A 23,548-nucleotide genomic window follows, 5' to 3' on the forward strand; every position below is an offset into this window, starting at 1 on the left:
ACAACAGACATCGATTTTAAAAATACGCAGGTTAGGTCCGAACCACGTTAAACGCAGTTAACCTCATTCAAATTCGTAAAAATATATAAAAAAAGTGATCTTAATGTCCCAAACATACCCTTTGCTCGGCATAGGTAGTATTTAAGAGGGATATTAATGAAAGAACGTAACATCCATTTACTAGAAAAAACGGCCACGCCACAAAGTTACGCCTCTAGCGAGGAAGTGGAGTTCGCCGTTCGAGCACTAACACCAGGTGATCGCAAAAAACTTCTGCTTTCAGCGCGGTTCTGGTGGCGAAAGTTTGGCCTGCACTACTCTGAACTCCAGCCCGAGGACCTCTTACAAGAAGCAGTCTGTCGCGCACTAAGTGGAGATAGAAAGTGGCCCAAGCACGTCTCCTTTATCAAGTTCATTAGCCAGACAATCAAAAGTATTGCTGGCCACCACCGCACAAGCAGAGAGTCTGAGCTAGATCGAATCAACCAAAAGATCACTGACGGATCAAGCGATCAAGACTCTAAGATTGACGCTGCCGCTGAAGTTGAAAAGATTCGTATCTTTTTTGGTGAAGACACTCAAGGTTTTGAAGTTCTAAAGTTGAAAGCTGAAGGACTTGATGGCGTAGAGATTATGGAAGCCCTCGAACTCGATGAAAAGGAATGGGAAACCGTTCGAAAGAGGGTTCAAAGAAAGGTCGCTAAATACATAGCAAGCAAAGAGGAGGAGTAAAATGAATAACAAATCAAATAACAAAAAGCCTTCGCCTCAATCAATCTTACAAGCGTTTGAGAGCTTTGCATTTGAGGCAACTGAAAAGGAACTCGATGAAGCCCTCACTGCGGCAGGTGAAGATCCAAAGAGTATACTAAAAGCTGCTGATTCAGCGATTGCTCGCGCACTTGCCGAGGCAGGTAGGATATCTTCGAAAACCGAGCCAAAGATTCAAAACCAAAAGGCTCTTCATGAGGGCCTTCGAACTATCATAACCCTATTGAGACGCAAGAAAGGCATTAGCCAAGAAGAATTAGCAGCTTTAGCAAGAATAAATCTCAGTGATGTACGGAATATTGAAACGGATGACTATTTCACCCCAAGTCCACGAACTGTCTATCAACTTGAACAGTTTTTTGAGCTTGAGCCTCGATCATTGGTATTGATGTCAGGCACAGTATCTAAACACTCTTCAGGATTTACTGATCAAATAGTTAAATTTGCCGCTCACTCAAAAGAGATAGGAAAGTTAAGTTCAGAAGAAAAGAAACTCCTAAATGACTTTGTTAAGTTTCTTTCAAATGAACTTAAAAAGCGCGGATAACTAATGAAAAATCCTACAGTCGGTAAACATGAGGCAGAGGACTTAAAGAAGATTGTTGAGAAAGTTATAAAGGGTCTTGGAAATCCAAAACCACCCCTTGACTTGCGTGACGTGCGAGAGCTACTTAAGCTCGACGTACGATATTATAGCAGTACAAATGACAGCTTTCTTCAGGAGACTATTAGTCGAATGAAAATTGCTGGAAAGCAGATCATTAAGCGTCCTTCGTTATTATTGGACGTCGTGAAAAAAGCAAAGCTCTCAGCACTTTGGATTCCTGATCATAAGCGTATTTTAATCGATGAAAGCACACCCAAACTAAAACATCGATGGTTTGAAGGTCATGAGATTGGCCATGGGCTAGCCCCATGGCATAAACTATTCCTATTTGGCGACAACCAGGAAACACTGGGCCAAGGGTGCCACGAACAGCTGGAGGCAGAAGCAAATTTTGCAGCGGGGCAACTTCTATTTCTTCAAGATCGTTTTGTTATTGAAGGGAATGACAATCAAGCCAACATGAAAACGGTTCTTCAACTTTCAGAAGTTTTTGGAAATACAAAAACTTCCACGCTTTGGCGTTTTGTTGAAGAATGTCATGAAGACAAGTTTCTGGTGGGGGTAATTTCCCAACACCCTCACCATCCTAAAAATGACTTCGATGCGCTAGCACCAATCAAGCATCTGGTTGAATCACCTGGATTCAAAGAACAGTTTGGTAATATCAATGTCTTTAATCTCTTTGCATCGATCAAAAAGTATTGTTCTCGCAACAAAGGCGGCCCATTGGGAACGGCGATGATACGCCTTCTCGATGTGAACGGCGATGCTCATGACTTCCGCTTCGAAAGCTTTTCAAATTCTTACGAATGCCTGACCTTAGGAGTTTACGTTCGTAAAGTCGGAATTATTTTTTAATTTTATTCATCAATGTCCCAAATCCTCCAATAGCTCGGCATAGGGTTATAAATAAACGATCTTCACTAAGAGGATCTAACTTGGAGGTGTCATGAAAGACATTGAAGTAACGAAACAGAAAACTCGTATCCACATCGACAGGGAAGAATTCGAGTCCAAGAATCCAACAACTGGAAAGGCGCTCTACAAGCTTGCCGACATTCCAGACAACAGAGAACTGTTCAAATCTGTGACTGGCGATTCTGAAGACTTTCTTATCTCGCGCGATGACCATGAAGTAGTCCTTCACGAGGACGACCACTTTTACACTCAAAAAGAAGTTCCGATCATTGTGAACGGTAAAAGGAAAGAGACAGTCCAGTACGACTTATCTTTCGATGAACTCGTGAAACTAGCATTCGAAAATCCACCATACGGCCCCAATACACTCTTTACAATTACATATCGTAATGGTCCCAAAAAGAATCCCGAGGGCACACTCACGGCTGGTCACAGCGTAAGAATCAAGAAAGGAATGGTGTTCAATGTCACAGCAACTGATAAATCGTAGTTCGGACTTAAAGCGCCTTCAAGACGAGGGCTATGAAATTGAAATTCGCGCCAACCACCTACTCGTTAAGAACGTTCCTTACCTGACCTCCAGAAAGGAGGTCAGACTTGGAGTTCTAGTCTCAACTTTGACTCTAGCAGGCGACAAAACAACGATTCCGGATGACCATCAAACCCACTTCCAAGGTGAGGTTCCATGTCATGAAGATGGCTCTCCCAACGGTAAGATCTTGAATCAATCGGCCCGAAGAACTCTCGGCAACGGAGTCGAAATTGACCATTCATTTTCCGCTCGTCCAAAAGAGAACGGAGGTCGCTACCTAGATTATTACGACAAGATTACTACGTACGTAGCAATCCTCGAAGGGCCTGCTCAAACTGTTGATCCGTCGGCTACCGCCAAAACTTTCTCTGTCATTCCAGCGGAAACAACTTCCATCTTCAAGTACGTCGATACCGCGTCAAGCAGAGCTGCAATTGGCGCGGTCACGGACAAACTAAGAACAGGAAAAATTGGCATCATTGGTCTTGGTGGTACGGGCTCCTACATCTTGGATCAAATTGCAAAAACACCAGTCGATGAAATCCATTTATTCGATGGTGACTTATTTCTTCAGCACAACGCCTTCAGATCGCCGGGCGCACCTTCGATCGACACACTGTTGAAAAAGCAAAATAAGGCCGAGTATTTTGGCGAGATCTACTCGATGATGCGAAATGGAATCGTAGTTCATCCTTACGAGGTCAATAGTACTAACTTAGATCACCTTAAAGAGATGACTTTTGTCTTTATCGCTATCGACAATGGCCCCGCCAAGCGAACTATTATCGAGGCTTTAGAGGCATGGAATATCCCCTTCATTGATGTCGGTATGGGAGTATATTTAGCCGAGGATAAGGTGGGCGGTATTCTAAGAGTCACAGCGAGCTCCCCGGCCATGAGAAATCATGTGCACGAAAAAGGGAGAATTTCATTCGGTGCCGCTCACGAAGAAAATGAATACAATCGAAATATTCAAATTGCTGATCTCAATGCATTGAATGGCATTTTGGCCGTCATCAAGTGGAAAAAAATGATGGGGTTCTACCTTGATTTTGAGAACGAATACTTCAGCACCTACACCATTGACGGAAATCATTTGAATAATGAGGACAGTGACAATGAAATCTAACACTACCCTCAGGCACGAATTCGTTGAATTCGTGCCTGATCATTTGGAGCCGAATATTCTATACATCTCGATGATATACGCCACGGCTTCTCACTTGTGCTGCTGTGGCTGCGGAAGCGAGGTTGTCACACCGCTCACCCCAACAGACTGGCGCTTAACTTTCGATGGAACCACCGTGTCACTCGACCCCTCAATTGGGAATTGGAGCTTTCCTTGCCAGTCCCACTACTGGATAACTCGCAGTAGAACTAGATGGTCAAATCATTGGTCAAAAGAAAGAGTGAATTTTTCTAGGGCGATTGACTCTAAGAGAAAGCAGGACTTCTACGAAAAAGAAAGCTTAACCTCCAGCACACCATCCAAATCAAAAGCCAAAGAGAATTGGTTGTATCGAATCCTTCAATGCCTTAGGTAGAAAGTAGCCTGATATTGGTCAGGCTACTTCCATTATGCGCATCCAACCACCCAGAAATCCGCAGTAACGGCGCGTGCAGAAGCTTGGGTTGAAAACAACAGACTACGTAATTGAACCGCCCCGAGTGATTGCGGGGTGGCGCCGGGCATATTAGCTGGAAGCTGAGTCGCCCTTTGTGTGACGTGAGGCTGCACAATTAAAACTTCGTATTTGGTGTCAGCCGGTAGACACATAAGCAAAGAGTAAAAGTCGAATCGATCGCCCTGAGGAGGACTATTTGTTTGTAAAGGGTCATTCCAAAGTGGGCGATCCGGATCGAATATTCTATCTTGAATTCTTTCTACTAGGATCGATCTATCGATGTAACGAGCATTTTTGATGGCTTGACCACAAACGACTTCAAACGGCCCTGCAACCATTTGTCTTCTTATTGAAGACGACTTAGCTCCCTTTATGTGGATGAGCGTGACTTTGACTTGATTCGTTGCACTCGGATTGGCTGGGTAATAGAGGTGCACGAAATCAGCAATTTCCCCGGCATCATCATCGCAGAACAGCCACACATCTGAAGAATTCGACAGTGGCTTCAATCCTAGTGTGTTGGCGCCTTGAGCTGTACTAACAGTACTTACCAACCATGTAAACAAACTATCCTCATTGGGATTACTCCAAATCAAACTTAAATTGTTCGCATCAGGTTTCTCTTTCTTAATGTCAACAGCGATGGATAACCGCCCATTATTTCTTGTGAAATTCGCCCAACGCCAGGAGGAAAAATTCTGGTCTTTTGTATTCGATATCGCCAATGCTCCGGCAGAAATCGTATGTCCAGATTCATAAAAGACTCTAAAGAGCTCAGGAAAGTCTGCCAGGGCATCCAAAATGGGAATATAAAGACTATTTGCCACGGGGGGGGCCGCCGTCATTTGAAAAAAGACATCGGTAGAATGCTTTTGAAACTTTGGTTCTAGATGAATTTGTATTGCCGCTCTTGTCGAGCCTCGATGCTGAATTTTCAGATGGAAACAGCAACTATTCTGATGTGAACAAGGCGCTGTCTCAAAGTTAAATAGAGAAATTAAGTTTTCTGCTTTTTCAATTCTTCTTCCAGAAAAAGCTTCCGGTGGCCCTACTTCAAAGTCAAATACCCCACTAACGCCATTAAAGTCTGAAAGCTCACTAGCTAAAACTGGCAATTGCCCATGCGATTTTGCATTTGCACGAAGGCTCTCAAATATTTTATCTAAACCATTAGCAAATTCGTCCAGATTCTCATGTGAACGAGTCCATACAACAGAACTCCTGAGTGCCACGCCCATATCCTTCACCCTTGCAGCGGAAGCCAAATATGTTGAATCTGCCAAAGGATCTAATGCACACTCTAAATTTCTTCCACTTAATACTTTAGAGTCCGCCTTAACATCGACCACTTTATGTGTTCCACTCATCCAAATCGCCTTTAATTGCGAAGTTGTTAAAAAGGCTTTAATAAGTTCTGCTGACGGAATTTTTCTTAATACTTGCAGCGTCTTATTCTGAACTAATGAATTTAGAATAAATGCTCGGTGAGCAGTATTAGAAGTGTAAATAGCCACAAAATTAGCACTAACTGAGATAAGAACTAATTCATGTAATCTGTTTTTATTGACACTGCTCCAAGAACATTCTTCGTTTACAATGTATGAAAAGCCTTGAATTCGGATTTCATAAAAAAATTGCTCAGGAAAGTTTTCTATCTCGCCGATTGACTCGCCCAATTTTTCTTTAAAGATCTCTACCACTGCTTTCACGATCTCAATGTGTTTTGAATCGGAAATATCTTTAGAGTTTTGAAGCACCAGAACAGACCCATAGGGTGTAACTAAATGCGGCTCAGGCAACTTGGCACCATTCCACTTACTCAGACAAACCTCTCATGTAAACTATTTATTGTTAATCGTCCCATTGGTGTAATGGATGAGCAAGTTTACCAAATAAATATCGACCAAAGACCGCACTCAGAATCAAAGATGCTTGATGCTTATGCATCGCCTAAAATGTTACCTTTTTTACCCTGCGCTCTGGCGACGATATATTGCAATCTTGCCTGCGCTCTCTTTCGATCTCTTCATTTAGGTGAACATATCTCTCGGCGATGCGTTCACTTTGACCTAATACTTCTGCCGAAACCGTCTTATCTCCTTGGCATCTTTTTGTTAGCTCGGTGGAAAATGTGTGGCGAAGAGAATGGACATCCGCGCCGGCTTTTATTTTACCTTTCGATCTCAATTCACATAACACTTTGTACATTTGCGCATATGTAAATCCGAAAATCAGATTATCTTGCTTGGCACATTTTTGTTCTTTAAGTCTGCGGGAAACTAAGGTCGCAAGCTGTGTCGCAGTTTCTTCGTCAATTAGCGGAATATAGCGATTGTATTCAGGTGCAATCTCGTCGCGAGCCTTCAGTGGACCTCTCGGAACTTTTCGCTTGGAATCATATAGCGATTCCAACTCTGGCTGATCAGTCAGAAGAATATAGCCATAAATTGAATACCCTGCCTCGGCAATTCTTTTAAATAAAGCTCGCTTAGCTTCTGGAACTGATCCGAAAGTAAAGGAGCCCACGTGAAGACCCAGCTGCTCATTAACCCTCATGCCACTCTGGGATAGAAGTTTGAAAAACAAACTGTATAAATCGCCATTCTCGCCAGCTGTAACAGCGTCATGGCTATTTGAAATCAATTTTTGTATTTCTCCATCTGTATATAGGTCTTCTAATCCCCGACGATCTGCCTTACCTGTTTTAAACTCCTTGCAACGGGGGAACGGACCCATGTAGTGCTCTTCCTCCATAAACTTCATAAATGAATTCAGCGCTTTTATGCAATTATTCCGGGAGTTCGTACTTAGCTTCTTGCTAATTTTAAGTGCAGGCGCTTGCTTCAAAAAATTTCTGAATTCTTTATAGTTTTTTGGCCAGGTTTCTATATTGTTCAGACCTTCGCGATTAATAAAATAATAGAAAACGTAGTTTTTCACATTCGACAGATATGACTCTACTGTTGCTCTTTTCAGAGTTTCTTTTATCCAAATGACGTATTCATCACTTAGCTTATCAAAATCAGAATACTTCTTCTGCCAAGCAATTCGATCAGCTGCCTCCGTCATACGAGCGTCAATCTTACCTAAAATTCTACCGCGCTCTTTTTTTGCACTCTCTAGTGTTCGAATGTTTTCAGGCCAACCTTGCTTAAATCCAAATCTAGTCGTCTCTTGCGTTTTTCGGTCATGATAGATAAATCCAGTGAATCGACCATCAGCTGATATTCTGAATCCTTCGAGCGATCTCTGCTTAGCCATTCGCTTCACCTCTAAGCATATTTACAAAATTTAAAATATCTTTTTGGAGATCCTTAGAATAACCATTCAATAGTAATTTAAGCGCATCCTTTGGCAGCCCTTTTAAGATATCAATTCCCCCAATTTTTTCGATTACGCTTAATATCGTTTCATGGGACGACTTAGAGGCCCTAAGTTCGATTTCGATATGCTCGTTTTTTCCGGTCCCAACAGAACCCTTGTTTCTTTTATCTTCCGCCAATTGTGCAGAAATTTTTTTCTTATTTAGCTGATGAGACTCGTCGGTGTCTTTATTCGCATAGTGCTTTTCTACCATTCTAATTGAATTCAAAAGTAGATCAGCCGCCATGCGCGTACCATCATCAAAATTCCAGTCTACGTGACTTGCAACTATCGTACGGATGCATGCCATCCCCATCCAGTTTTGGAAGGAGAAAATAGGCGGGTTTCTTTCCAGATCGCATAGTCTTCAAATCTAGGAAACAGTAGGTGAGCACGTTCAGGGATGGAGCTAGTATATGCAGGCCGAATTTCGTCTACATATCTTCGAAGTACGTCATATGTTTTAATCTTTCCAGCCGATACCAAATCTAACAAATACAATTCGCATGATGGTTTTTTATCGTGACTAAATCGTTTATTTTCATATCTGCCATTTTTTAAAAGCTGCTTTGGAAATTCAACTCTCACAGTTTTTTTGACATGATCGAACTTCAACCATTCAATTCTAAAATCGGAAAAGGATTTCTTTCTTAGAGGGAAACTTCCTAGAAAAACATATAAAGCATATCTTAGCTCCAATGCTTTACTTTTAACTGCCAGGTCAATATGCTTTCTCAAGTTTTCGAGGAATCCAATGTATTCCAACATCGGCATTTTTGGGGTATTGAATTCTCGAATGAACAAACCGGTATTTTCTTCCTCGATACGATCTTTTAGGCCGTTCTTAAACTTTCGTATTTGTTTAAAAATTGTGCGACACTTCTCGATCCACTCCGCTGATGATAAATTTTCTCGGTCAAACAAAGCCTGCGACTGAGTTACAAAACCATGGGTAGTATTAAACATATTATCCAAAATCTGAACTGGCTTCTCTACCGTCCTCGTAACAAACTCTGACGTGGCCTCCCCATCTAACAATCTTCTTATGTTCGTACGTTTCAGAACGAACTCTTCATAAGCGCGAATATTTTCGATTTTCGCCAACTCACAGAAGTCCAAAGTCTGAAGGGTGTAGCCCATTCCCCTACTCGCATCTTGAAGCATCTGATTTGTCACACCAAAAGGTTCAAAGTTTTGCTTGGATTTATTCCAAACTGCCAAATCTAAATCGGTCCCGTTTTTCGGAAGACAAAGGAAACCAGCATAGACCTCAAGTTGAATAACTGCCGCTTTTTCTGTTGGGTATCGTCCTTGAAGATCGGGAGTCCATCGCGTCGTTCTCTCTAAATCTGTATCTTTTGCTTTTTTATAGGTGGCATAAGCCGCAAACTGTTTGAACAAGTTCGGTGCATCTTCTAGGCACATCCGATATTTCATATCTCGATTCAACAACCAAAGTTGTTCTCCTCTGACCGTTTTCGAATGTGTGATCCTTTGTGCAACCAATTCGGTCAATGTCCCAGCAGGAATATCCAATGCCTCTTCAATCTTTTCTATAAGTGGTATGGACTCTGAAGAAGGACGCTGATGACAGATCTCCCAATGAGAAAATGTACTGTTGGGTTTTCGACCAACGGCCACGGCTAGCTTCGACGTCGTAAATCCTTTTAGTGTCCGGATTCGCTTTAGGCGTTCAGCAAATGTAGGAGCTTTTAAAGCGTCCTCAAGTGAAAACACCTTTTGATAATACAGCGCTACAGCTGAAACGTGTGAGGCGACGGAGGCATCTTTTCCATTGTTCTTAAGCCATGTGCGAAACTTCTTTATATTTTTGTCCCATACAACTCCCGTCAATGCCGTGCCGATTTCTGAATTTTCTCCAATCTTTAGAAAATCTCGAAAGAATACCACGAAGGAGGCTTTCCTATTTGCAAACAAGTTCGTTCCTTTGAACTCTGGATTTTCGGTTTTTTTGACTTCAATTTCTTTCGCTACAACTGACTCGTATGAATTTATCAATTCGACATATTTCATTTCTTCTAACCTCAACTTTCTAAAGGTGGGGTACGAGAGAAATGCTGAATGATTGATTCTGCTGTTTTGGTATGGAGCTAAACGCAAATTCCTAGTGGGAACTTCTGACTCAGAAGAGACAGTGCGATAACTTCTTGAAACTGTTTGTTGTTTTTCAAAAATCATTTATTACTCCATACCAAAAATGGTCTTTAAATCTTTCTTAGAGGGACAGTCGCAGATCGATTGAATTTTCGATGCGGATCAATGATTTCAATTACTTAGAATTTTTTTTGGTATTACCAAAAAAAAGTCATAACTAAGCTTGGTATTGGTTAAATTTTTCCTGATTTCTCTGAACATTTAGCACCCGTGTTCTCAAAATGGATCACTCGGATAAATAGCGGTTTTAATAATTTGGCAGGAGTTCTAAAACCTTAAGTGTGCGTGCTGTGCGCGCACGTAACTTATTGAATTATCTACTGTTTTAGCAGTTTAAGGTTAGATATAATCGACCCAGCACCAAAAAATACTATTAGGAATATTAAAGATGAAAATACACGCGATAAGCGACACACACGGTAACCATCATGCTTTCGATAAAATTCTAAGTGGTGGCGACTTAATCGTTCACTGCGGTGATTCAGACTGTAATGATACCGAATCATCCGACAAGTTCTTCAAATGGTGTCTCAATATCTCTTCCCGATACTCAAAAGGAATGATCCTTACAGGAGGAAATCACGATAGCTATTTGGCCGGCCACATCGCTGAAATAAAGAATTTTTTGTCTAACTCAAATGTTCACTTACTTCTAAATGAATTTGTCGACCTAGAAGGTTTTAAAGCTTTTGGCAGTCCATGCTCAATTTTATACAGCGATACCTGGAATTCATTTGCAGACACGGATCGCGAACTCAGTAAAAACTGCTGGCAGCAAATACCTAACCAACTCGATCTTCTCGTAACGCATTCCCCTCCATTTAATATCCTTGATGGAGGAATGGGATCACCAGGCCTTTTGGAAAAGATCAAAGAGGCGCAACCAAAATTACATATTTTCGGTCACATCCACCAATTTGGCGGTGTCTACGACACGCTCTCTTCAGTTTTCGTCAATGCCGCATCGCTGGGAAGTTTAGGCTCGAGTCCTAAGTATCCATTTGAAATTGAATATGACTTGCTTTCTAGAGAAGTAGTCTCCGTCAAAAGAAGCAGTTTCTACTAACAATTTACCGTGAAAGTTGGAAGGTAATGGACGACATACAAATTTATATTCGAAATGAATTACAAAGACTACGTATTCACTGCCGTAATTTTGGGCCTTGGGGCTTAAACGAGTATGAATCCCAACTTTTAGAGCTCCACTTAGCTTGGAATGTCAGTAGCATTGAAAGTATCATCCACAACTTCCTAAAAACCTTATGTGCAGAAACTGAAAACAAAGTCAGAATTCAATTTCTACCATCAGTCAAATCAATAAAATCTGAATCATCAAAGACAGATTTCATCCCATTTGAAGGGCGTCCATTCGCACTCTTGTCAGCTCTATTAAATCAGGTCGAAGCCGAAATGCCTCAAACAAAATATCGAGAGGATCTCAAAAATATTAAAAGTTTGTTTAACAGATATAAAACTATCTCAGTCCGCCAACTTGGGCTTTTAGCAATGCACACAAATAATTTTTATATTGGTGATCCTGCGCTTCTAAATGAATTAAAGATCGAACAGATCTTTGAAGATAGCAAAACAGGAGGACTATCTGTTCACAAAAAACTGAGGCAACTACTGAAAAAAAAATAATGAAAAAAGCTTGAGATCATTGCGGCGCTAAACAATTTCTTTGCGCCGCTTTGATGTGACCAATTTGAATGCCTATAATATCTCACCCTGAATGACTATTGCCGGTCCTCTGGGATTGCTTACTTTACCCTGGATATCTACGAGTGGAATTTGAACTCTCCACTTTCTAATTGGAAAGTCATCAGCTGCTATCTGACCCTCAATAATTAAATCGCTAGTTGGGTGCAAAACGTTTCCAGCTGCATCGACCTGACAATGGTACTCCATTTTTGTAACAGGTAAGTCAGTATTAGGATGAACAACAATATCAGATCCTCCTCTATATTTAGATAGACTAGTCGCGCTTGGAAATGGAGAAAGACCAAAATGGCCATTTCCGGTAATGCCGTAGGAATTAAACGAAAATCCGGCATATGAATCAACATTCAATAGAAGGAATCTGCCCACGGCCCTCCCATTATTCATAACTCCCAAAATTAGCTCGATTTTCCCTCTACTATTCACATTGCCAGACATCTGTACGACAGGAGCGAGTGAAGGGTGATGCCGTTTTCCAAACATATCGGCTATTTGATAATGTTCCATTGGCAAAAATGAATCACCGATTCTTTGATAATACTTTTTATCTTTCATTGAACAATGCGGTGCCTGATCACTCTTAGGAACGTATATTATTACAACTCCTAAACTTCCCCCAGAAACAGGAATACTTTTTATCAGTACTCCTTGAACGGGAAATGAAGTTGCACGAGATATGTAACTATTCACTTCCTGTTCGAATAAAACGATCGGCTGAATCGGCTTTAAAGAGGGGGATGCATTTTGAGGAGCATCTACACCGAGAATTATTACCCCACCGTCAGCGTTCGCAAAACCAGCCAAGCTTTTGGACAAAATCTTCTGAAGATCTGAATCTACATCTTTAGTGCTATGATCTTGTTTGGTTTTAAAGTCGATATACAAATTTTCCACTTGCCCACTAATTAAATTTGCAACGTCGGTTTCTAAGTTTAACGAATCAAAAATTTCTTTTGCAGGATCTCTCATTTTGCCTTCTCCGACTATTTCTTTGAATTTTCGACTTAAAACGGTTTCGAGCGCTCTATCTCTTGCACTACATACGATATTTCAATTTGCTCCTGTTCAATTCGAATTCCTTCTTTGCAAACCCGAACATACTCTTCTTGTAGTATGTGAATATTTTCAACCGATGGCTTATGGCTTTTTACCGTTTGGATGAGACTACCGAAGTAGGTAATCGCATTCTGGTCCATTGCAACTGGAGTCACATTCTCCATTTGGGACGAAATACCATTCAAGATTTCTATACCTTCCGAATCTATATCACCCCAATAAAATACCGTTCCAGGTAAAAGACGCGAAAAATGCTTGAGGCCAGCAACTCTCCATCCTCCACCGAATATCACTAGCGAATCATGAATTATTTCGGCAAGTGGATGAAACGATTCTTCATTTTCAACGATGATGGTCCTTTTAACATCGAATAAGAAATCACCAGCATTTATTTCATTAATGACGCCATAAAAGTTAGATACGGAAACTCCTCTGATCGATACCTTATTTGCAAAAAATTGGAATGAAATAGGTTTTTTCTTCAATCCCAAATAATCGAATACATCGCCCTGGCCATCATTAAGAACTCCGGCAAAGGTAACTGAAAGGAGACCTTTTACTAAAGGATTGTCCGCTAATAGTTTAGTCGACTGCCCATGTGCAATCTGCCTGGGAAGTAAGCCTTTAATAATTTCTCTATTTTCGACTATGTACTCTGCAATTAAAACTGATGCTTGCAAGTCTTCGTGATTTTTTTTGCAAAGAGAATAATTGTCACGGACGTAGGTTTTCACATCTAATACTTTGCCCACTGAAATCGCTGATTCAAAACTACGTCTAATTTTCTTCAATTCGGGCCTAACTCTATAAATTAAAGGAGGTCCAAATTTGATCACGGATGGAAAACCCGTTTTCATCCCGGATAAACGCGCGTCACGCCATTCCACTATTTCAATCTCTTGGTATCCCCTAATTTGTTGCTCGAATTGAGTAAAATTTTTCCGAATCTCTTCGGTTAACCTCAGATCACAAGTGAACTCGTCGATCCCATCAATAAGAAAGCTCTTCTCGATTGAATCAATAACTTTATCAACGCGAAAAATCATAGCTTAAGCGTACTCCTCTTCAGACGGGTCAATCAGAGCGGCGCGCTCCTCTGCTGACAAATTGTCGATATCAATTTCAGCCGCTTTTGAATGCTGAGTATCTGTATTTTTAATTACGGACACTATCTTGTTCATCATTGGGCGAAGAAGATCAACTTTGCTATAAGGAGTAAGCAATACCGCCTGAAAACCCATGTCGCCAAACAACTTCACAATTCCTTCTGGTTTTTCGTTATCCAATTTGTCTGCAAACTCGTCCAGTATAATGAATCTGAAGGTATTTAGTCCCCGTATAGGATCATTGAAATGAAACTTCTGGGCTAAGGCCATTGCCAGTAACACATAACAAAGCTGTACCGTTTGACCACCAGATTTGGCATCTTTGGATGAACCTCTAAATATTTCTGTAGCCTCATCAGCCCCGGAAGCAGATCTAAACGTTGATTTAATGTAAAATACAAAATGATTTCTGGGATCTGTCGCAAAATCTCTCTTAGTGCCATCTGCCATAAATTTACTAAATGGTTCCAAAACACGATCAATCTCGTCAGCCTGACTTTTTGGATCTAATGATCTAAACCGTGCACTAAAGATTCCCTCAAGCACGTCTAAGAGGCGATTAAACTCTTTAATTCTTTGATCATCCTTAGCATCGTCATATCCAAGTTCCAAGTATGCCTTCTCGAACTTCATGTCACGGATACCAGAATTCAGTGTCTCTATGTCTTCCTTGATTTTCTCGATACTTTTTTTGTGAGTATCTATGAAATCACGAATCGATTCCCAAAGCTTAGTTGAATAAACTCTATTCCACTCATCATGACATGTAGGAAGCTCCGTATCGCCAAGATACGTTAAATGCTCTTTCCATCCAGAAGCTTTCTTTTTGAACAAAGTTTCACTATTTAAATTTACGTCAAATTCCAAACTGGGATTGGGATACGATGTTTTGTACCTGTTTAGATTTTTATATAGATTCGGCGCAACACCATTGCTATTTGAGTTTTGGACCTCAGAATTGAACTCACGCGCAAACTGCTGGAACGTGATTCCAGATTTAACGACTTCATTCTTAATGCTTGTCAGTTCTGCATCGATATCATCTTTACTAAATAAATCGTTTAAAGACTGCCCCCTGGAGACTTTTTCATCCAACACTTTGAGAAGGATTCTTGTGGACTCTGCCACCGCCCCATCCAACGCTTCAATCTCTTTATTGTATGTTTTTATCAGCGTCGATTGCGCGGACTCTAAACTAAGCGCCTCATCTCTACGCACTCTACAAGCTGACCAAAGTTTTTTGGCCTTATTATAGTCATCGTCGCCCTTGGAAAGATCCTCTTTTTGTTCATTGAGGGCTTTTAACGAAAGCTCCGTCTCTGGTATATCCAAAAATTCCAACCCTGATTCTAACAATTTCATTAAGAGCATTCGATTATGGGTTTCCGTTTCAATTACCGCAGTAATCGTTTCCAAACTCTTCTGAGATTTCGCAATCTCAAGACGAAGTCTTTTCACTTCAGCTAGCAACTCACTTCGTTTCTGCTCAGGATCCCAACCTATTGGTGCATCAATCCTCTCACCATGTTTAACACGATACTTTGCATTAATCTTAACATAGCCCTCTTTGGTAACGACCATGTTGGTTCTTTTTGAAAACTCAGAAATTTCAACTATCCGCACATCAAAATCGGATTGCAGCCATTCTCGAACTGCATAGTAGAATGAGCTTTCCGATGGATCTCTAAATTTGATTTTATCAAGAACCGAATCTTGTGCTGGCGCCGCCACTACATGTTTCGACAACGAAAAGTCCTTCAGACTCTGAATTCCGATTCGTCGCTTGTTTTTATAACGATTCAGCCAGGCGTCAGCTTCAACCTCATATTGAGGATGAACCACGAGCCTAGATGCAATACTCGAGAATACCGCTTTAATGGCCTTTTCATAATTCCTATTTTCAGAAGGAATCATAAAAAGTTCGCCAACAAACATTATATCCTTTTCTTGAATGCCAAGATCCCGCATCATTCCAAGCTTAATTTCGTAAAGATCCTTAGGAAAACTAGTGCTGTTGCGTTCGAGATAATTCAGCTCATCGCTGGCGGTATTCAACAGATCCTGGTCTCGGCTTATTTCAATGACGGTTTTTACCTTAGATTCTTCTTTATCCCTTAGCACATTTGAAATGGTAGCCAACCGACTATTGGCGGCAGCAATCAGCTTTTCGCGCGCATCCTTACCCGTTGGGATTTCAATTTCAACTTTTTTGGCCACGATCTTTGCATCTCTCAAAGCATTATTCTGTCGATCTAGTTGCTGCTCCTTAAGAGAAATCTGTGAATCGACCTCTCGCATCTTCATCGCAGTGTCCGAGGAATTAACCCGGGCCGCTAGTGACATTTCCTCGTCATTTAGTGCTTTAATTTTCGGTCTAACTTGATCCAAGACCAGTTGGCATTGTTGGATTTCAATTTCTTTTACTTGCTTCTGATTGATTCTCGACTCATTTTCGAGATGTAGTGAGTAGATCTCCAAAAGCTTCGATTTTACTTTTCCAGCGTGCTGCTTTTCAAAGCCTTCTTCAATCTTATCAAAATCTTCAACTATCTGCTTAGATAGTTCATACATTGCAGTCGTATCTTGAATCTTTTTCGCAAGAAAGCTTGTTTCCTTAATGCGATCCATGAGTGACTCAATGGCCTGATCTTTCAAAGGTGAAAGAATAAAATCACGAACAAAATAGTTAACGTTGTCGATGGCTTTGGCATTTGCCGCTTTCATAAGAAGAACGATATCATCGCTCTCTATTCCACCAAAAAACTCCCCTAGTTGCCGCGTATACTCATTTCCTTTGGAGGTAACTTCTACGAGACTGTCATATTCCGACTTCATACCGCGAAGAAAGAGGCGAGCACTCTCATAAGGCGTCCCCTTTGGATTCATTAGATTGTATTTTCCACCGTTGATAGAAAAGTTCTCACGACAGATAAAAAATGCATTTTCATTTTTCAAAATGTGGTTGCTATACCACCAGAATCGTCCGATAGAGACACTCTTACCGGTTTCTCTATGTGTCAGCGTCAGCAAAATTGCAGAAGTTCCTTCATGCCTAAGATAAGGGCTCGCTGTCTTCCTAGCAACGCTCTCGCTCTGATCTCCACTCAAATACTTCCCGAGAATATAATCAGTCGTAGATCTGACGCCTTTAACGCTTTTTTTTCCTTCGGGCGAAGCTGTCTCCACAACGCCTAATCGCAATAATCGTTCATCCGGCAAAAGTGCAATCCAGATCAAATCCATCAAGGTAGATTTCCCCGATCCATTTTTGCCCGTAAACATCACATGCGATCGAAGGTCAGCCAGTGAACCAGGCTGAATATTAGACAGTGGAATTTTTTGATAGGAATTATACGTTCCGAAATTCCACAATTCAATTTTTGATATTTCATAACCAGTTTGCTTCGCTTGACTCATTCAGGGAGGTCCTTAGCTGTACGTGAAGCAAAATACTTCTTTGCCTCTTCTAAATAGTTCGACACAAGATCATGTGGAATAATGATGTCACATACTGGAGTTATCGTGTAAGTACCGTCACTGTTTTGAGAGACTACTTGCTTCTCTCTCAATGAAGAAATTGCTACGTCAAATTCATCGGTGCGAAAACGTTTCACAATTTTCTGTCGATTAAATGGCAAACAGAAATTCCAAATATCATCATCGGTGACTACTACTGACTCGGTGACAACGTCTTTGCCAGTTATGTGCTCGTGACGACGCTGTCTTAAAAACAGGCATATCACACTCTCTAACGGATTGAGCGTCTTCTTAGCGCTAAAGGATACCTGATAGTCAAAGTCTTGAACTTCAACTAACCGAGCAACACCCGTGGAAGCCTCTATAACCAGTTCCGCCCCTTGGAGCGAAAAGTACTCGTTTAATTGAATCTGTAGATCCTCTATAGCTTCAAACGCTGCTTGATTATCAGAACGGAGAACATATCGTCCTTTTACCAAACGTCTTGCGGCTTCAACAAACCTACGAGATTTCTTTATGTCTTCAAACGCCATCACTCACTCTTTCATTTAAAAAAAGAAGCTTGTCTTTTAAGTTTGTTACCTTAAATGGTCCCCTTTTATCAGTTACAACAAACTCAATCGAATCTTCGCCTATCACTTCTTCTAGAAACTCATCGCCAAGGTCAGGCGCGAAGTAGATGAATATGAATTCCATGAGGCCCGCGCTAAATTTTAGGTCAGAAATTCTAATACTCCCACGCTCAGCAATATGCTGCTTCAAGCTCTTCATGACAGCCTTAAAAGTTCTTTCTTCAGATTCCGCCAGTTGCCGTGCTGCCATCAGCCTATCTTCATCAGTAACTGCATCTTCTACCGGCGCTGAGGACTTTACTTTTTCATTAATTTGGAATGAGTTAATTTTGAAATCCGTTGCGGCAACTGGCTCAACCAATTCGTACGAAACAGGATTTGATCGCAAATATTCTTCTGAAAGTTCGGGAGACTTTGAGATCAGCTGTATTAATTCCCTCAAATCCTCTGTCAGCTTCTTTCCGTCAAAGCTTGTGGTCACACGAACCTGGGCAGCAAGTAAACGCAAATTCGCATTTTCTTCCTCAGCAATTTCTTTTTTTAACATGTCAAACTGATGATTGAACTGCCACAACGAAGACTTCATTAGTCGTTCATCTGAGATAATCCCCAGAGCTTGTATTTGCCTTAAAGCCTTTGACACTACTCTGTATGGGTTTCTCGAGGATAGAGCATCAATGTGAGATACAAGGTCTTTTGCCCTGGTATAACTTTTGTACGCGGGTTTACTTTTTAATGTTTCATTAAACGCAGAATAAATCTTAATATTTCTACCGACGGAAACTGTCGATTGCACAATTTCATTTCGAGTGTCTTTAATTGCTTTTTTAACATCCTCACCAGCCAAGAGAGTGTATTGCTGTTGGCGTTCAGCATCGACCAGATATTCCTCTGGCGACATTTGTGTACCAAGTTCAGCTAAAGCGTCTTCATCCCCAGCTTCAGCACGAGCGATTCTTGCCGCTTGTTCTTCGAGAAGACTCTTTGCCTTCTGAATCTTTTGATCTCGACTCTCTGCTGGATTGTATTGGGCAAGTGCAGTTATATCATTGAAGAACTGTTCAATCGAAAGCCCCGACAAGCGCGGGCTTTCTGAAATCCTGTTTCTAACAATATTCAAAAGCTCTCTTCCCAGACTCGTGAAAGCTACGAATCGTTCGCGTCCTTCGTAGAAGTCGCGCAGCACTTGATAGTTTTCGATATACGATTTTAATACATTAGAAGTCTTATCATCGATGCCAATTAAGTCCTTCTTTGCGTAGAACTCTCGGATAATAGCCATCGTTTGATGCGCGGTTAGTTTCGTTTGCGCATCTTGTTCCATCGTGCGCTCTATTTCGAATAGAAGAAATATGTACTCATTAGCACTAGGCGCATTAAAAATACTGAGATCTGGGCTTTGTGCACAAAACACAGAAATTCGATCTAAATTCAAAGCCTGCCGCTGCACCCATCCTCCTGAGATATGCCCTATGAATAATCCATTATTTATTATGGCTAAATTTTCTCGAAGAGATTTAGAGGATGCTTGGGTAAAACAAGACCTTGATTACATTAATTCTATCTGTGGCTTAAAACTCACGAGGGAAAAGTCGTACGGACTAAAGACTTAGTTTCCTTACCAAATGGCGGACAATCGAAACTCACGAACCTCCGCGTATGCCCATGTAACTTTTCTATAAAGGCCATTCAGAAAAAGCTCTATTTAGGATGTGTACAAATAAAGGCGCCACTTGTCATCAGAGGTTAGAAACCCTTCTCCCCGACCAATTTGTTCTTCATAAAGCCTTTTGATAGTGATCACAAGAGTGATTAGTTTCAAAAGGCTTTTTTCGTTTCGGGGAGATAGGATTCGATCCTTCGGTCATACCCGGGTCGTGGGTTCGCTCACCTTAGCGGGATGCAAACGTGAGGGTGCCGGAGGCAGTCCGAACAGGACCGAGCGCCACGACGGCGCGAGCCCCATCCTCGCGCTACCAAAAAACGTTGGTTATCAACAATCTCCCGGTCCAAATTTTTATTCGACAGACGCCTTTAAAGACAAATCACGTTACGATATTCAAGTAAGCAACTCGTAGGAGCAGCATCTTGAGAATTAAAACCCGTTCCGGTTTCTCCATTACCGAAATCCTCATCGGAGTAGCGATCATTATGATCATCGCTCTAGCCTTCGCCTCTCTCACCACGACTATGATGAAAGAAATGAAAGGCCTTACTCAGAAAGCCGACGCTGCAGAACTTCGCAATAGCATGATATTAGCTCTTTCGAATTCCAACGTGTGCAGCTGGCAGCTTCAAGGTAGAACGATTCGGACCACTGGAGTTACCTCAACTAATGCAAGCTCGACAACAATTACCCTTCAAAATCTTTATGCAGGTCTTAATACGAACTCATTCGTCATCGCGCAAACAGGCGGAAGCGTTTCAGTAAGTCAAAGCTCACTTAGAGTCGCAAGTATCATCTTAAGAGACATCTTCAGCACAGGTACTCCAAATGAATTCATTGGTACTTTCCACGTCTCTTTCGATGAAAGTACCCTAGTGCGCTCTATTAAGAACGCTACTACACAAGTTGTCTTTATTGTTAATCCTTCGGATCCACCTAACGCTCGACGTATCGTGGGTTGTACAAGCTCGGGCTCTAGATCATTTCTTTTAGGTACACCCTATTTACGACAGTTCCACAGCCAGATTGACCTCGGCTGCGGAAATATGAACACCGGAAAAATGTTTTGGGATTCTGCCTGCCATCGGTACTGCAGTATCGGGTGCGAGGTTGGTGGCCAGGACCAGATCTGCACAACACCGATCCCGGGACAAGGTTACCCAGGAGGTGTCGCAACAGAATGCGGTGGCTCTACGCAAAGAGCCGTCTGCCTTTGTCTTAGATAAGACTAGTTAGTCCAATTCGTGTTAGCTTGCTCATGCAAGAAAAACAAAAATTGTTCGTAAAATGCAGCACGCTCAAAGCGATAAGATCCACCAGAGTAATTCGTGTAAAGGATACTTAAAGCATCTGCATAGTGACCAAAGGCTTCTTTCGCAAATCGAGTTCCGTTGGGATGGCGCTGAGCTATCTTGTTAGCGAACTGATCCAATTTTCGATACCAACATTCCATATATGCATGCTCAGAGCTATCATCACAGTTCACAGCCAGTGTCTGATAGTGCGTGTGAGAGAAAACCATTTCCCTGCCCTTTTTTCCATTCAACAAAGCATGCAATGATCTTCCGGCGGCTTCGTATTGATAAATTTCACAGTTCTCTAGCTCTTGCTTGTTTCTTTGACAGATAAATTGGGCATAAAGAGCGAAGTTTTCTTGAAAACGGCTGATGGCATTCCAAAAGGCTTCAGTGTCTTCTCCAGCTTCATACGCTTTTTTGAAAAAATGAGTTCTTACAGTATCAATTGCTGTAAAGAACTTTTCGTGGGCCTCGGCACGGGAACGATATGGAGGAGCAAAATCAGGAACTGTCGGCTCTTTTTCTTTCGGATCTTCCTTTGCTGGAGGAGCCGGTGGCATTGGCGGTTTAATTCCATTTTTTAAGGTGTCTGCTATTCGCGAGCATTCAGTTGAATTAAGACAAGTTGCTTCCTCGATTTGATATCCGCCCAGTTGTGCAAAACCTTGAAAACTGAGTTGTTCATCAGTGAACATTTTTGCGTAATAGTATGTATTAGCGACCTCGCCATTTTTAAGTTCTAATAATATTTCCACACGCGAAGTTTGATAGCCATCTTTGCTAAGGTCGAATTTATACCAACCATAACCGTGGGGTTTGGTTCCGGCACACGCACCAGTCCATGTGGATTTATCAGGAGCCTGCCATACCAATTCCGTCGGATGGGTCACCTGGCAGGACACTGGAGCTTTAGGGGGAATTGGAGGACCTGCTTTTTGAGCAAGAGCAGCAGGAGAAACTATTAAAGCAAGAAGCACAAGCATCTTCATTTTTTCACGCCTTTCAGGTAAATGAGCGGCGGTTTATATCACACTGTGCTTAATAAGGTAGTCACCTTACAAAAATTGCCTTTTTGTAAGGATTTTCGAAAAGGCAGGGATTATGGAGGAAACGTAGGTTTCGGAAGAACCCAGTTTGCTGCCCCCGAATCAAAGAGGTTGTTGCTAACCCCACCAGGTAAAATCCACGGGCTAAGGTTTTGATTGAACGAATCAGCGTTTAAGAACATTTGATCCATATCCAGTAAGCCAGCTCCAAATGTCCAACTGCTAATATCCTGATTAAATGCATCGGCATCTTGGAACATTCCATTCATCGCAGTTACATTTGACGTGTTCCAAGAACTTCCTGATTTTGCCAGCGGAGAATTAAACGCTGTTGCCTCTAGGAACATAAGACTCATATCAACAACGTTAGATGTGTTCCAAGAACTGATGTCTTGATTGAAGGCCGAAGCCCCGTTAAACATAGCTCTGAAAGTCGTAGCGCTTGATACATCCCAACCGTTTAGCGGTTGATTGAAGAGCTCAGCGCCAGCAAACATATCCCCGAAGTTAGTTATCGTAGAAACATTCCAGTGTTCAATATCACTATTAAAATTTTCTGCTGCTTGGAACATTCCACGCAGGCCCGACGGCTGAAGTGCACTTATATTAGGAGCATCTGGTGCAGAGATTTGGATGTTCTTACAGTAAGCGAACATGAACTCAAGCTTCCAGAAAGCGTTCTTACCCCACTGTTTTACGTCGACGATTTTTAATTTATCGTTGCCAAAACAGAACTGCAGCCATGGAAAATTGCTACCTTTGATTTTTACTTCGTATATTCCGGGTGTCGCATAGGTGTGGGAGATGACTCTTCCGGCAGCTCCAAGACTGTTCACATTCTGGCTATTTCCGTCTCCCCAAAAGACGTCGATATCGTAATCAATCCAATTAACCAAGGGAAATGTGACGTCTGTGTTAGCAGAGGATCCGCCTTCTGTAAGACGCGTATCAAACACTGCGATAAAAGAATTCATAATCGAACCATTCGATGACGGCCCCGCAGCCGGTGCCTGATTTCCTAAAGCATCTTCTGCTGTATTTGCGGCAACCGAGATATTCACAGTTCCATCGCCAGTACATCCACTCACCGTTACCGTTGCAGCTGTTGTCGTACCATTTGTTACAACAGCACTACATCCCACAGTGTCAGTCCCACCTAAAGAGATATTGGCATTAGTTAAATTCACCGTCGTTACATCAGAATAAGTCACTGTATATACGAAGCTTGTTGCCGATGTACCAAAAGTTGGGGCTGGACCGGTAATAATTAAGGAAGGTGTTGCTGGCGTCGCAGGAGTGGGTTCAATGGACGATGCAAGATCTTCACCTGCAAAGATCCTCGCATCAATAAAGCAGCCTGTTAATACCAGTGCACTAGCCAAGGCTATAATGTATCGAAACAAGACACGTCCAAGAGTTAACATGATATTTAGGTCGGCTTATATCGAATAAACCTTTAAGGAAACTCATAATTTCCAGATAAATAAATTTTCATTTTTGTCCTTAAGAGTCCGCCCAAATATGACGATGGTCTAGTACCAACGAATAGGGCACCTAAATGTTATTAGCCTGCGCACGAACCAGAATCCTATCGTCAGACAAAAACTGAAGGTAAGA

The 23,548-nt window shown here is 41.7% G+C and carries 20 protein-coding genes; 9 read left to right on the forward strand and 11 right to left on the reverse strand.

Annotated features, from left to right (window positions below; genetic code table 11):
• Positions 1 to 156 precede the first annotated feature (156 nt).
• The 6 genes from MNR06_RS07945 to MNR06_RS16740 all read left to right on the forward strand — a co-directional run bounded on the left by MNR06_RS07945 (position 157) and on the right by MNR06_RS16740 (position 4,372).
• On the forward strand, positions 157 to 732 hold the full coding sequence (locus MNR06_RS07945; RefSeq protein WP_243540702.1) for a sigma-70 RNA polymerase sigma factor region 4 domain-containing protein: 576 nt from the start codon (positions 157 to 159) through the stop codon (positions 730 to 732).
• A 1-nt stretch (position 733) separates the two neighbouring features.
• Entirely contained in the window at positions 734 to 1,318 is a 585-nt protein-coding gene (locus MNR06_RS07950; protein WP_243540703.1) for a helix-turn-helix domain-containing protein, read from the forward strand.
• Between the two features lie 3 nt (positions 1,319 to 1,321).
• Positions 1,322 to 2,236 carry an ImmA/IrrE family metallo-endopeptidase gene (locus MNR06_RS07955; RefSeq protein ID WP_243540704.1) on the forward strand — a complete coding sequence of 305 codons (915 nt, stop codon included), beginning with the start codon at positions 1,322 to 1,324 and terminating at the stop codon, positions 2,234 to 2,236.
• Between the two features lie 91 nt (positions 2,237 to 2,327).
• The gene (locus MNR06_RS07960; protein ID WP_243540705.1) at positions 2,328 to 2,786 is read left to right on the forward strand and encodes a multiubiquitin domain-containing protein; all 459 of its coding nucleotides are present in this window, start codon (positions 2,328 to 2,330) and stop codon (positions 2,784 to 2,786) included.
• The gene (locus MNR06_RS07965; RefSeq protein WP_243540706.1) at positions 2,761 to 3,957 is read left to right on the forward strand and encodes a ThiF family adenylyltransferase; all 1,197 of its coding nucleotides are present in this window, start codon (positions 2,761 to 2,763) and stop codon (positions 3,955 to 3,957) included. The genes MNR06_RS07960 and MNR06_RS07965 overlap by 26 nt, the downstream gene beginning before the upstream one ends.
• Positions 3,958 to 4,027: 70 nt before the next feature.
• Entirely contained in the window at positions 4,028 to 4,372 is a 345-nt protein-coding gene (locus tag MNR06_RS16740; RefSeq protein ID WP_407933213.1) for a DUF6527 family protein, read from the forward strand.
• Between the two features lie 32 nt (positions 4,373 to 4,404).
• Here MNR06_RS16740 and MNR06_RS07970 read toward each other — a convergent pair whose 3' ends face one another.
• The 4 genes from MNR06_RS07970 to MNR06_RS07985 form a co-directional block, all read right to left on the reverse strand.
• Positions 4,405 to 6,252 carry a hypothetical protein gene (locus MNR06_RS07970; protein WP_243540707.1) on the reverse strand — a complete coding sequence of 616 codons (1,848 nt, stop codon included), beginning with the start codon at positions 6,250 to 6,252 and terminating at the stop codon, positions 4,405 to 4,407.
• 151 nt (positions 6,253 to 6,403) lie between these two features.
• Positions 6,404 to 7,714 (reverse strand): site-specific integrase, encoded by a 1,311-nt coding sequence (locus MNR06_RS07975; protein ID WP_243540708.1) that lies wholly within the window; start codon positions 7,712 to 7,714, stop codon positions 6,404 to 6,406.
• Positions 7,707 to 8,126: a hypothetical protein gene (locus MNR06_RS07980; protein WP_243540709.1), complete on the reverse strand. Its 420-nt coding sequence runs from the start codon at positions 8,124 to 8,126 to the stop codon at positions 7,707 to 7,709. The genes MNR06_RS07975 and MNR06_RS07980 overlap by 8 nt, the downstream gene beginning before the upstream one ends.
• A complete protein-coding gene (locus tag MNR06_RS07985) occupies positions 8,105 to 10,015 on the reverse strand; it encodes a helix-turn-helix domain-containing protein (RefSeq protein WP_243540710.1) in 1,911 nt (636 codons plus the stop codon). Before MNR06_RS07985 ends, MNR06_RS07980 begins: the two co-directional genes overlap by 22 nt.
• A 364-nt stretch (positions 10,016 to 10,379) precedes the next feature.
• Here MNR06_RS07985 and MNR06_RS07990 point away from each other — a divergent pair, with 364 nt between their 5' ends.
• Both MNR06_RS07990 and MNR06_RS07995 read left to right on the forward strand, forming a co-directional pair.
• Positions 10,380 to 11,057: a metallophosphoesterase family protein gene (locus MNR06_RS07990; RefSeq protein WP_243540711.1), complete on the forward strand. Its 678-nt coding sequence runs from the start codon at positions 10,380 to 10,382 to the stop codon at positions 11,055 to 11,057.
• Positions 11,058 to 11,083: 26 nt separating this feature from the next.
• Positions 11,084 to 11,632: a hypothetical protein gene (locus tag MNR06_RS07995; RefSeq protein ID WP_243540712.1), complete on the forward strand. Its 549-nt coding sequence runs from the start codon at positions 11,084 to 11,086 to the stop codon at positions 11,630 to 11,632.
• Positions 11,633 to 11,704: 72 nt separating this feature from the next.
• Here the strand turns inward: MNR06_RS07995 and MNR06_RS08000 are convergent, their stop codons facing one another.
• Genes MNR06_RS08000 through MNR06_RS08020 form a run of 5 tightly spaced genes read right to left on the reverse strand, consistent with a single transcriptional unit; the run spans position 11,705 to position 19,371 of the window.
• Positions 11,705 to 12,679 (reverse strand): ATP-binding protein, encoded by a 975-nt coding sequence (locus MNR06_RS08000; protein ID WP_243540713.1) that lies wholly within the window; start codon positions 12,677 to 12,679, stop codon positions 11,705 to 11,707.
• 35 nt (positions 12,680 to 12,714) lie between these two features.
• Complete coding sequence (locus MNR06_RS08005) at positions 12,715 to 13,812, reverse strand: Wadjet anti-phage system protein JetD domain-containing protein (protein ID WP_243540714.1); 1,098 nt, start codon at positions 13,810 to 13,812, stop codon at positions 12,715 to 12,717.
• A 3-nt stretch (positions 13,813 to 13,815) separates the two neighbouring features.
• Positions 13,816 to 17,289, reverse strand: coding sequence for an SbcC/MukB-like Walker B domain-containing protein (locus MNR06_RS08010; RefSeq protein WP_243540715.1), 3,474 nt, complete (start codon positions 17,287 to 17,289; stop codon positions 13,816 to 13,818).
• Entirely contained in the window at positions 17,286 to 17,882 is a 597-nt protein-coding gene (locus MNR06_RS08015) for a DUF4194 domain-containing protein (RefSeq protein ID WP_243540716.1), read from the reverse strand. Before MNR06_RS08015 ends, MNR06_RS08010 begins: the two co-directional genes overlap by 4 nt.
• Complete coding sequence (locus MNR06_RS08020) at positions 17,872 to 19,371, reverse strand: hypothetical protein (RefSeq protein WP_243540717.1); 1,500 nt, start codon at positions 19,369 to 19,371, stop codon at positions 17,872 to 17,874. The genes MNR06_RS08015 and MNR06_RS08020 overlap by 11 nt, the downstream gene beginning before the upstream one ends.
• Before the next feature lie 638 nt (positions 19,372 to 20,009).
• On the opposite strand from MNR06_RS08020, the gene MNR06_RS08025 reads away from it, so the two are divergent.
• Positions 20,010 to 20,813 (forward strand): type IV pilus modification PilV family protein, encoded by an 804-nt coding sequence (locus MNR06_RS08025; protein ID WP_243540718.1) that lies wholly within the window; start codon positions 20,010 to 20,012, stop codon positions 20,811 to 20,813.
• 2 nt (positions 20,814 to 20,815) lie between these two features.
• Here the strand turns inward: MNR06_RS08025 and MNR06_RS08030 are convergent, their stop codons facing one another.
• Both MNR06_RS08030 and MNR06_RS08035 read right to left on the reverse strand, forming a co-directional pair.
• Positions 20,816 to 21,874 carry a hypothetical protein gene (locus MNR06_RS08030; RefSeq protein WP_243540719.1) on the reverse strand — a complete coding sequence of 353 codons (1,059 nt, stop codon included), beginning with the start codon at positions 21,872 to 21,874 and terminating at the stop codon, positions 20,816 to 20,818.
• A gap of 110 nt (positions 21,875 to 21,984) precedes the next feature.
• Positions 21,985 to 23,334, reverse strand: a complete 1,350-nt coding sequence (locus MNR06_RS08035) for a BspA family leucine-rich repeat surface protein (RefSeq protein WP_243540720.1) — start codon at positions 23,332 to 23,334, stop codon at positions 21,985 to 21,987.
• Positions 23,335 to 23,548: the final 214 nt, after the last annotated feature.

This window comes from Bdellovibrio reynosensis (assembly GCF_022814725.1).
Classification (GTDB): Bacteria; Bdellovibrionota; Bdellovibrionia; order Bdellovibrionales; family Bdellovibrionaceae; genus Bdellovibrio; species Bdellovibrio reynosensis.